The organism is Clostridiales bacterium (genome assembly GCA_012512255.1).
Classification (GTDB): Bacteria; Bacillota; Clostridia; order Christensenellales; family DUVY01; genus DUVY01.
Genome location: JAAZDJ010000049.1, coordinates 1 through 9,946, shown reverse-complemented (window position 1 = coordinate 9,946; position 9,946 = coordinate 1). Strand labels below are relative to the sequence as shown.

The 9,946-nt window shown below is 39.6% G+C and carries 12 protein-coding genes and 3 tRNA genes; 14 read left to right on the top strand and 1 reads right to left on the bottom strand.

Translation table 11 applies throughout. The features are described from left to right. From hisD to GX756_02485, 8 genes are all read left to right on the top strand, one after another. Positions 1-601: histidinol dehydrogenase (gene hisD / locus GX756_02520; GenBank protein NLC16732.1), on the top strand; the 601-nt coding region annotated here is incomplete at its 5' end. 1 nt (position 602) lies between these two features. Further along, positions 603-1,184 (top strand): imidazoleglycerol-phosphate dehydratase HisB, encoded by a 582-nt coding sequence (gene hisB / locus GX756_02515; GenBank protein ID NLC16731.1) that lies wholly within the window; start codon positions 603-605, stop codon positions 1,182-1,184. Beyond that, entirely contained in the window at positions 1,181-2,503 is a 1,323-nt protein-coding gene (hisA, locus tag GX756_02510; GenBank protein ID NLC16730.1) for a 1-(5-phosphoribosyl)-5-[(5-phosphoribosylamino)methylideneamino]imidazole-4-carboxamide isomerase, read from the top strand. Before hisB ends, hisA begins: the two co-directional genes overlap by 4 nt. Beyond that, entirely contained in the window at positions 2,497-3,255 is a 759-nt protein-coding gene (gene hisF, locus GX756_02505) for an imidazole glycerol phosphate synthase subunit HisF (GenBank protein ID NLC16729.1), read from the top strand. The genes hisA and hisF overlap by 7 nt, the downstream gene beginning before the upstream one ends. Then, positions 3,252-3,911, top strand: coding sequence for a bifunctional phosphoribosyl-AMP cyclohydrolase/phosphoribosyl-ATP diphosphatase HisIE (locus tag GX756_02500; protein ID NLC16728.1), 660 nt, complete (start codon positions 3,252-3,254; stop codon positions 3,909-3,911). Before hisF ends, GX756_02500 begins: the two co-directional genes overlap by 4 nt. A 200-nt stretch (positions 3,912-4,111) precedes the next feature. Continuing rightward, positions 4,112-4,186: transfer RNA gene (locus GX756_02495), tRNA-Gly, on the top strand. 9 nt (positions 4,187-4,195) lie between these two features. Further along, positions 4,196-4,269 (top strand) — tRNA-Cys (locus GX756_02490). Between the two features lie 37 nt (positions 4,270-4,306). Beyond that, positions 4,307-4,395, top strand: a tRNA-Leu gene (locus tag GX756_02485). Between the two features lie 403 nt (positions 4,396-4,798). On the opposite strand, the gene GX756_02480 is transcribed toward GX756_02485, so the two are convergent. Continuing rightward, positions 4,799-4,990 carry a hypothetical protein gene (locus GX756_02480; GenBank protein NLC16727.1) on the bottom strand — a complete coding sequence of 64 codons (192 nt, stop codon included), beginning with the start codon at positions 4,988-4,990 and terminating at the stop codon, positions 4,799-4,801. A 313-nt stretch (positions 4,991-5,303) separates the two neighbouring features. Between GX756_02480 and GX756_02475 the strand changes: the two genes are divergently transcribed. The 6 genes from GX756_02475 to GX756_02450 all read left to right on the top strand — a co-directional run. Next, positions 5,304-6,080: a DUF1614 domain-containing protein gene (locus GX756_02475; GenBank protein ID NLC16726.1), complete on the top strand. Its 777-nt coding sequence runs from the start codon at positions 5,304-5,306 to the stop codon at positions 6,078-6,080. A 177-nt stretch (positions 6,081-6,257) separates the two neighbouring features. Next, the gene (locus tag GX756_02470; protein ID NLC16725.1) at positions 6,258-7,577 is read left to right on the top strand and encodes a ribosome biogenesis GTPase Der; all 1,320 of its coding nucleotides are present in this window, start codon (positions 6,258-6,260) and stop codon (positions 7,575-7,577) included. Position 7,578: 1 nt separating this feature from the next. Beyond that, positions 7,579-8,304 (top strand): glycerol-3-phosphate acyltransferase, encoded by a 726-nt coding sequence (locus GX756_02465; GenBank protein NLC16724.1) that lies wholly within the window; start codon positions 7,579-7,581, stop codon positions 8,302-8,304. 28 nt (positions 8,305-8,332) lie between these two features. After that, entirely contained in the window at positions 8,333-9,118 is a 786-nt protein-coding gene (locus GX756_02460; protein ID NLC16723.1) for an SDR family oxidoreductase, read from the top strand. 99 nt (positions 9,119-9,217) lie between these two features. After that, entirely contained in the window at positions 9,218-9,565 is a 348-nt protein-coding gene (locus GX756_02455; protein ID NLC16722.1) for a metal-dependent transcriptional regulator, read from the top strand. A gap of 141 nt (positions 9,566-9,706) precedes the next feature. Further along, positions 9,707-9,946: TrpR-like protein, YerC/YecD (locus GX756_02450; GenBank protein NLC16721.1), on the top strand; the 240-nt coding region annotated here is incomplete at its 3' end.

Sequence of the window (9,946 nt, the reverse complement as noted above, 5' to 3'; positions counted from 1 at the left end):
CGCGGGCCCGTCGGAGATATTGATTATAGCCGACAAAACCGCAAGGGCTGATTATATAGCTTGCGATATGCTGTCCCAAGCCGAACATGATCCTCAAGCGGCCAGCTATCTAATAACCAATAGTCAAGAATTGGCAAATCAAGTTCAAAAAGAGATAGAAAGCAGACTCAGCCGGCTTGACAGGCAAGACATAGCAAGAAAATCCATTGAAAATAACGGACGAATCTTTGTGGTAGAAAGCATATTAACGGCCATAATGATATCTAATGAAATAGCGCCCGAACACCTTGAGTTATTGCTGGACAACCCCAAACAATATTTGCCTTTTATATCTAACGCTGGCGCAGTCTTTTTGGGCGAGTATTCGCCCGAGCCTTTGGGCGATTATCTTGCGGGGCCTAACCATGTTTTGCCCACATCGGGCACGGCAAGATTTTTCTCGCCTTTGAGCGCGGAGGCGTTTATCAAAAAAATCAGCCTTATAAATTACAATAAAAAACAACTCAAAAAAGTTAAGGACGATATTATAAATTTAAGCGACAGCGAGGGATTGCAAGCCCACAGTAATTCTGTAAAAATAAGATTTGAAGAAGAGGAATAAAATGAAAAGGTCCGGCGAACTAAAAAGAACGACCAAAGAAACCGATGTGTTTGTAAGCCTTAACCTAGACGGCGAAGGCAAAAGCCAAATTGATACCGGCATAGGATTTTTTGACCATATGCTTGAGTTGTTCGCGGCGCACGCGAACTTTGACTTGACTATAAAATGCAAAGGCGATCTTAAAGTTGACGGCCACCATACGGTAGAGGATGTCGGCATCGTTTTGGGCAAGCTTATTAACCAAATCCTAGGCGACAAAAAAGGCATAAAAAGATACGGCGAAAAAACCGTGCCAATGGACGAGGCGTTGGTAAGAGCGGTCCTTGATGTAAGCGGACGGCCATTTTTGGCATGCGATCTAAACTGCAAAGGCCGCATAGGAGATTTTGATGGAGAGCTCGCTGAGGAGTTTTTTAGGGCGTTGTCGTCTTACGGTTTGATTACCATGCATATTAACAAACTGGCGGGCAAGAACACCCACCATATCATAGAAGCGGCATTTAAGGCTGTCGCTAGGGCTTTGAGCGAAGCTTTAAAAGTTGTATCCGATAAAATCCCTTCATCCAAAGGCGTTATTGAATGAGTATCGCTATAATTGACTTTGGCATGGGCAATCTTACAAATTTAAAAAACGCTTGCCGATATTTAGGATTAGATGCCTACATAACATCGGATAAACAACAAATCCAAAAAAGCGATAAAATAATTCTGTGCGGCGCGTCCAAATTTAAAGAAGCGATGGGCTTTTTGAAAAAAAGCGGTATAGACGCCGTTATAAAACAGCATGTCAAACAAGGCAAATCCCTTTTGGGAATATGTCTAGGACACAAACTATTGTTTAGGCGAAGTATTCAAGAAAGCGTTTGCGAAGGATTGGGGTTAATAAAAGGCGATGTAATAAATTTGGAAAGCCAAGGCAATATAACAAACCATATAGGCTGGAACAATATTGATATTAAGCCCGCGCCCATATTTAAGGATATTCCAAAAAAGCTCAATGTGTATTTTGCGCATTCGTGCTATGTAAAATGCCCTTCAAAATTCGTAATTGCCCGTTGCGAGCACCGCGGTCAAAACTTTGTCGCCACGGTCCAAAAAGGCAATATAATAGGGTTGCAATTTCATCCCGAAAAGAGCGGCTATACGGGACTTAAAATATTAAAAAATTTTTGGGAGCTATTAATGATTATTTTTCCCGCGATAGACATTTTGGACAACCAATGCGTTAGACTATATAAGGGCGACCCGACCAAAAAAACAATATATGGCGACCCTTTGGAAAAAGCCAAGGTTTTTGAGCAAGCGGGCGCGCAATATTTGCATATAATTGACCTAAACGCCGCTTTTGACAGCGACGATAAAACCAATTTTGAGACTATCAAAAAAATAACATCTTGTGTCAATATTCCTATCCAGCTCGGCGGCGGCGTAAGAAGCCTAGACGATATCGTTTATAGGATAGAGGTTTTGGGCGCCCAAAGGGTAATTTTAGGAACAATCGCGTATTCTTCGCCATATATTTTGAAAGAAGCCCTAAAGCGTTTCTCGGATAAAATAGTGGTGGGCATGGACGCAAAAGACGGGTTTTTGGCGATTAAGGGCTGGCAAGAGATAACCCGAAAAGATGTCTTGGAAATGGGAAAAGAGCTCAAGGATATGGGCGCAAAAACCGTTTTATTTACGGATATATCAAGGGACGGGGTCTTGAGCGGAATAAACATTACTAAGACAATACAAATCCAAGACCAAGGTCTTAATGTCATAGCAAGCGGCGGCGCTAAAGACATGAGCGATATAAAAGAATTATGCAAGGCGAAAATTTATGGCGTGATTTTGGGCAAGTCCTTGTATGAAAATAAAATAGACTTAAAAAAAGCTATAGAATGGAGTAAATTATGTTGACCAAAAGAATTATCCCTTGCCTTGATATGCACAACGGCAGGGTAGTAAAAGGCATTAATTTTGAAAACCTTACGGATGCCGGCGACCCTATAGAATTGGCCAAATATTATAGTTTTGAAAACGCCGATGAAATAGCGTTTTTGGACATCTCGGCGACAACGGAAGGGCGAAAAACTATGGTTGATGTCATAGCCCGCGCGGCCGAGCAAGTTTTTATCCCGATTATTGTAGGCGGCGGCATAAGGGAGCTAGAAGACATAACCGCGTTATTAAACGCGGGAGCAGATAAAGCAAGCATAAACTCCGCCGCGTTTAAAAATCCAGACTTAATTAAACAAGCTGCCTCAAAATTTGGCTCTTACCGAATTGTTGTGGCTATAGATGTCAAGAAAAACAGCCAAGGCGGATACGATGTTTATATAAACGGGGGAAAACTTAACACTGGCGCCGACGCGATAGAATGGGCAAAAAAGGCCGTAAGTTTGGGCGCGGGCGAGCTATTGATTACCAATATAGATACTGACGGCACAAAAAACGGATACGATATTGAACTTCTTAAGCGCATAACCGAATCGGTCAATGTTCCCGTTATCGCAAGCGGGGGCGCTGGCGAACTGGAGCATTTCAAACAGGCTTTGACCGAAGGAAATTGCAACGCGGTTTTGGCGGCATCGCTGTTTCATTATGGCATATTGACGATTAACGATGTCAAAAAATATCTAAACAAGGAAGGAATTCCCGTAAGATTATGAAAGAAGATTTGATCCAAAAAATAAAGTTTGACGAAAAAGGCTTAGTCCCGGCTATAGCGCAAGACGCTTATACGGGCGCGGTTTTAATGCAGGCGTATACGAACAAACAAGCGCTAGAATTGACGCTTAAGACCAAAAAAGCGCATTATTTCTCGCGGTCCAGAAACGCAATTTGGCAAAAAGGAGAAACCAGCGGCTGTTTTCAAGAGGTTGTCGCGGTAACGCTAGATTGCGACTATGACAGTGTTTTATTAAAGGTTATTCAAAAAGACAACGCCTGCCATACGGGCGCATACTCGTGTTTTTTTAATACTATTCAAGAATTTGACCGCATTTTCACTTCCGAGATAATATATAAAGACATAGCATGCATAAAAGACCGCAAAATCAATCCCAAAGAAGGCTCATACACTACTTATCTTTTGGAAAACGGCACGGACAAAATCTGCAAAAAAATAGGCGAGGAAGCCGCCGAGGTGATAATAGCGGCTAAAAATTCAAATAATGATGAGTTGGCCGAGGAGATAGCCGACCTTATATATCATACGCTTGTTTTGATGGAAGACAGGGGTTTGGATGTCCAATCCGTGTTTAAAGTGCTAGACGAACGAAGCAAACGCAGCCGTTCGCGCGTCTATCCTACCAAAGCGAAATAAGCATACCAAACATATTTTTTCAATAGAGCGCCTATCTTACCTAAGAAAAATAAGCAAAGCCTATAAAAATATATAATTACCAAAATTTTATTGCCAAAACGCCCATTGATTTTAGGTTTTTTGAGCGCCCAATTAGTTGCAATTTTTCGCGTAATTTGATATATTTATAAAGCCAAAGAAACTAAATATAAAAAATTTATGCGGTAGTAGCTCAGTGGTAGAGTGCCGCCTTGCCAAGGCGGATGTCGCGAGTTCAAATCTCGTCTACCGCTCCATTTTTCTAGGGCACCATAGCCAAGAGGTAAGGCAGAGGTCTGCAAAACCTTTATCCCCAGTTCGATTCTGGGTGGTGCCTCCACTAAAAACAAGCCCTTTTATCAGGGTTTGTTTTTTGAGCCGAAGTGGCGGAATTGGCAGACGCAAAGGACTTAAAATCCTTCGGGGTGTAAACTCCGTGCCGGTTCGAGTCCGGCCTCCGGCACCAAGCATTATAAATTGCCCAAAAACCGTTATATACATATAGCGGTTTTTATTTTTTTAAATGCAAATAGTCTTATCAAAAAAATCTTAAACGCTTTTGGATAATAACTCAAAATTTATATAAAACTAAAAGATATATAAATGATAATAAAAAAAATTTGGCAAAAACGCCTAATTTAATAAATTATGGATAAGGTAAAATTTTTAAGTCTAATATAATAGCTATATATGCAAATCTCTTTTGAAAAGACAATATCGCGGCAAAAAATAACATTATCGCCCCGACAAATAACAAAATAATACCCCCGATTGCCCAAAAATCATAAGATGTAAGTTTTTCGGGTTAAACAATGTAAAAAATGTGGCGACCATAAAGATATGAAGAAATAAACCCGAACAATGTTGTTTCAGCCATTACCATTCCAAATAGCCTCATCAATTCGGGGCATAGCTTGGGCGAATTGTTCAAGAATGCTGCCAAGTTTAGGGTCAAACATATATATAATAACCGAAAAATACATAGTCAATTTTGCGGCAAATACCAAAAGCATCTTCCAATTTTCTTTTAGACCGCGTTTTAATAAAGTCAAATTAACCATTGTTTCCTCCATAGTATTGCAAAAATATTTCTTCAAGGCTTTGGGCAGGCGCAGATAGATTAATAACAGGATATCGCGTTAATATCGCAAGAAATTCTTGAATATTGCTTTGCACCGTGTGGGATTTTTTTGAAGGCGGATAATTTGGCCGCCCTTTTTAAAAACGCGGCGATTTGTTATTGCGCGCCGAGGCGATACTATTAATGATAGAAAATAGGTCATATTTTACCAAAAAAAACTTTTGATTGTTTTTTGATTTAAGTATAAATTCCTTAAAAATAGCACACTCTTAAATATAGTTAGGAGGTGCTATATGCCAGATTATTTTCCAATAGGATTGATATTATTAGGTATTGTTTTAGTTTTGATGCTATTCGGTGTCACACAACGCCTATTTGACAAATTAAAAATCTCAACCTTATGGGCGGTTATTTTGGTAATTGCCGTGGGCGCAGGATATTTTATACCAAACATAAGAGTAACAAATGTGTTCTCTTTTAATATCGGTGGATTCTTGATACCGTTTATTATTTGTTTGTATATGTTATTTGCAATGGGCTGGACATCAGATATGCTACGAGCCTGGGTTTCCACAATTATAACCGCAGGCGTTGTTCTTTTATTGTATTGGGTGCTCCCGACCAATACGGTTGCTATGCAAATAGTCGCGGCGGTCGTTGTGGGCTTAGTCGCGGGCGCTTTGAGCTATTTGATAGGCCGAAGCAGGCGCGGCGCCTTTTTCTCTTCTGTTATGGGTATTTATATAGGAGAGACTATAAGATTTTTGATAAATTATTACGGAAGAGGAATAGACACGACTTTAGGCCTTGGCGTCGGGGCTATGTTTGACACCATTGTTATTGCTGCGTTGTCAGCTTTCCTTTTGGCAATCGCGATAGGCGAAATTAGAGAGAGAATGATTACCGAGGCAAGAGGAAGACGGAGATACAGCTATGAAGCGGGCGAGTTTTATGAACAAGATAGATATAGAGGATATCAAAACACCGATTCATACGCTGATAGCCATTTTAACAATATGGCGGAAAGCGAGCATCCTGAAGACTATAACGATTATTTCAGGGATGATTAACGACTATATCCAAAAAATATTATATCCCCCCCTTCAAAAACAGCTGTTAATATTAACAGCTGTTTTTGTTTTTATATAAAAATTAAAGCGTTAGGCTCAATAAAGCATTTTTCTTTTTTTTACGGTTATGTTATTATTTTTATGGCTGGACCATTATAGCTTATAAGGAGTTTTTAATTGAAACCCACAGTCGCCATTGTAGGCAAACCCAATACAGGAAAATCAACTTTTTTTAATCGGGTCAGCGGACGCAGAATTTCTATAGTTCAAGATGTTCCTGGCGTTACCAGGGATAGAATTTTGTCCGAAGCCGAATGGTCGGGCCATATTTTTAATCTTATAGACACCGGCGGACTGGAGCCCGCGTCGGAAGACCAAATGCAGCGCCATATAAAGAAACAGGCAGAGCTTGCTATCGCTACGGCTGATGTGATTATTTTTTTGACCGATTTAAAACAAGGCTTGACAGCGTCGGACTATGAGATTGCCGATTTGTTGCGGACAGTTGGCAAGCCCGTCATTTTGGCTGTTAATAAGTTGGATGTATATGACCCCGAATTATTATATGACTTTTATAGTTTGGGCTTTGCAGATGTTTTTGGCATAAGCGCCGAACAGGGAATAGGGCTTGGGGATTTATTGGACAAAGTTGTCAGCTTTTTTCCAAAAATTGAGGCCGAAGAACAATATAAAGATTATATTAAGATTGCGGTAGTCGGAAAGCCGAATACGGGAAAATCATCTTTGGTTAATAGCATCATAGGCGAAGAAAGGGTGATAGTAAGCGATATAGCGGGCACTACAAGAGATTCAATTGACACACCTGTGACAATTAATGGCGTAAATTATGTCATAATAGATACAGCGGGATTGAGAAGAAAAAGGTCGGTGGATTGCCCTGTGGAAGCTATAAGCGCTATTCAGTCCATAAAAGCCATAGAAAGAGCCGATATAGCGCTTATAATGATAGACAGCTCGGGAATTTCAATTACCGAACAAGACATAAGGATAGCGGGATATGTGCATGACAAAGGCAAGCCGTCAATAATAGTCATGAACAAATGGGACCTTGTGGATAAAGATGTTTACACGGTAGAAAAATTCAAAAAAGAGCTGGATGAAAAACTCAAATTTATGAGTTATTATCGCGCGATATTCTTATCGGCTAAAACGGGCAAAAGGTTAAATAAATTAATGGAAATGATAAAAGAAGTATATGATAACAGCCAGCGCAGGGTGTCCACAGGCATATTGAACGAAATTATAGGCAACGCTGTCGCCACAACCCCGCCGCCCGCAAGCTCGGGCAGACAATTAAAGATTTATTACGCGACGCAAACAAAAACAGCGCCGCCTACATTTATGTTGTTTGTAAACGACTATAAGTTGATGCATTTCTCATACGAAAGATATTTGGAAAACTGCTTAAGAAGCGCCTTAGATTTTTCAGGCACGCCAATTTCAATTCAACTAAAAAATAAAACAAGAGGGGATTAATATGACAGCCGGCATGATATTGTTTTTGAAAATAGTTTTGTTGTCCATTTTTTCATATTTTTTGGGCGGCGTTCATTTTGCCGCTATAATTTCCAAATTAAAGGGCGTAGATATAAAAAATTTGGGAAGCGGCAATCCCGGCACTATGAACATGCTAAGAAATTTTGGCGTGAAAATTGCCGTTTTGACGCTAATCTTGGATGCGTTAAAAGGCGCGTTGCCCGCCTTAATCGGTTATTTTTTGTTATATGACGATGAGATTTTGGGCCAAGTTTTGCAAAACGCGCCGTTTTGGCTAGGTTATTATCTTCCTAACGGCTCAAAAATTGGGTTTTATATCGGCGGAATTAGCGTTATTTTAGGCCATATGTATCCCGTTTTAAAGCGTTTTAAAGGCGGCAAAGGCGTAGCAAGCAGCGTCGGCATATTTTTGGTCGCCAATCCAATAATGACGGTTATAGCTTTTATCGCAGGCTTTATTTATCTTTATTTTGGCAAGTATGGCTCTGTGGCCTCGTTTATATTTTTATCTATCACGGGCATAACCGAGATTGTTTTGGCTATTATATTCAAAGATAATCTAGCGGTAATTATCTTAATCGCCAGCATATTGGCTTTGATAATTTGGGCGCATAGATCAAATATATCAAGGCTATTTAAAGGAACTGAAAGCGATATTAATATTAGACGGCAATTACAAAAAAAGAAAGAAGGCAAGCTGCTTTGATTTTTAGATTTTATAAGAGGTTATCTGCATGAGAAAAAACGCTTTAATAACAGGCGCTAGCAGCGGGATAGGGTATGAGTTCGCGTATTTATTTGCCAAAGACGCGTATAATTTGGTTTTGGTCGCAAGAAGCCAAGACAAATTAACCGCCCTAAAACAGGATTTAGAAAATCAATTTGATATAAATGTGACGGTTATTACAAAGGATTTGTCAAAACCGAATTCCGCGCAAGAAGTGTTTGACGAGGTCCAAAGCATCGGCATCAATATAGATGTATTGGTGAATAATGCGGGGCTGGGGGATTTTGGCGAGTTTGCAAAATCCGATATTTCCAAAATTAACGCAATAATAGAACTTAATATCAATACTTTAACCAAGCTAACGCGCTTGTTTTTGCCCCAAATGATACAACAAAAAAGCGGCAAAATTTTAAATGTGGGCTCATTAGGCGGCTTTCAGCCCGGGCCTTTGATGGCGGTTTATTACGCTTCAAAAGCTTATGTTTTGTCGTTTTCTGAAGCCATATCTAGAGAATTAAAAGGAGCAGGCGTTACCGTTACGGCTTTATGCCCCGGACCCACAAAAACCAATTTTGATAAAGCGGCTAATATGGGAATGTCAGGGTTATTTGTTAATTTGCAAATCGCAGACGCCAAAAAGGTGGCTGAATATGGTTATAAAAAAATGCAAAAAGGCAAAGTAATAGCCGTGCCCGGATTTTATAATAAGATTGCGACCATAGGCGTAAGATTGCTTCCCAGAAATATTATTAGAAATATGGTATATAGAATTCAAAAACATAGAGATAAATAGCGTGTTTTTTTGGTCTATATTGACTTTGGGGAATGTTTTTAATATTATTATATTATGAGTAGTTCGGGTAAAAAAATTTCTCCTTCTTTAGAGGATTATTTGGAAGCGATCTATAACCTAAGAAGACTTAATTCAAGCGTAAGAGTGACCGATATCGCTATTGAGCTAGGCATAGCTAAACCAAGCGTCAATAACGCAATAAGCTTATTAAAGGATAAGGGGTTTGTCAACCAGGAAAAATACGGGCTTGTGGAATTGACTCAAGCGGGGGAAAAACGCGCCGAATATATCTTGGCTAAGCACACCAATATAAAAGCATTTTTGATAAAAGTTTTGGGCGTGGATGAAGTGACCGCCGAGGTTGAGGCTTGCAAGATAGAACATGTAATCAGCGACGATACTGTCTCTAGGATGAAGTTGTTAATAAATAAGTTTGAAGAAAGATAAGATGATTTTCAGACCTTCAGTTTTTGAAGGTTGTTTTTTTGCTGAGAAAAAAGCATATTTTTATGGCAAGTTAATATAATGTTGTTCCGCTAGACTGTTATTTTGTTTTTTGTTAAAATACATACATAAGAGGTAAAACAAATGTCATCAAAATTCAAATCTCCTCAAGCCGATAAACTATTTGAAGCAGTTTTATCATTGCAATCTATTGACGAGTGTTATGATTTTTTTGAAGATTTATGCACTGTGGCTGAATTGCGCGCCATGATTCAGAGATTTGATATCGCGCTTATGCTAGACGAAGGCAAGATATACACCGAAATAACAAAAAGAACGGGCGCGAGCGCCGCTACTATCAGTCGCGTGCACAAAAGTTTGAAT

Excerpts from the sequence above, each read along its gene's own strand:
- hisB (NLC16731.1), top strand. The coding sequence starts at position 603 with ATGAAAAGGTCCGGCGAACTAAAAAGAACGACCAAAGAAACCGATGTG.
- hisA (NLC16730.1), top strand. The coding sequence starts at position 1,181 with ATGAGTATCGCTATAATTGACTTTGGCATGGGCAATCTTACAAATTTA.
- hisF (NLC16729.1), top strand. The coding sequence starts at position 2,497 with ATGTTGACCAAAAGAATTATCCCTTGCCTTGATATGCACAACGGCAGG.
- GX756_02500 (NLC16728.1), top strand. The coding sequence starts at position 3,252 with ATGAAAGAAGATTTGATCCAAAAAATAAAGTTTGACGAAAAAGGCTTA.
- GX756_02480 (NLC16727.1), bottom strand. The coding sequence starts at position 4,990 with ATGGTTAATTTGACTTTATTAAAACGCGGTCTAAAAGAAAATTGGAAG.
- GX756_02475 (NLC16726.1), top strand. The coding sequence starts at position 5,304 with ATGCCAGATTATTTTCCAATAGGATTGATATTATTAGGTATTGTTTTA.
- GX756_02465 (NLC16724.1), top strand. The coding sequence starts at position 7,579 with ATGACAGCCGGCATGATATTGTTTTTGAAAATAGTTTTGTTGTCCATT.
- GX756_02460 (NLC16723.1), top strand. The coding sequence starts at position 8,333 with ATGAGAAAAAACGCTTTAATAACAGGCGCTAGCAGCGGGATAGGGTAT.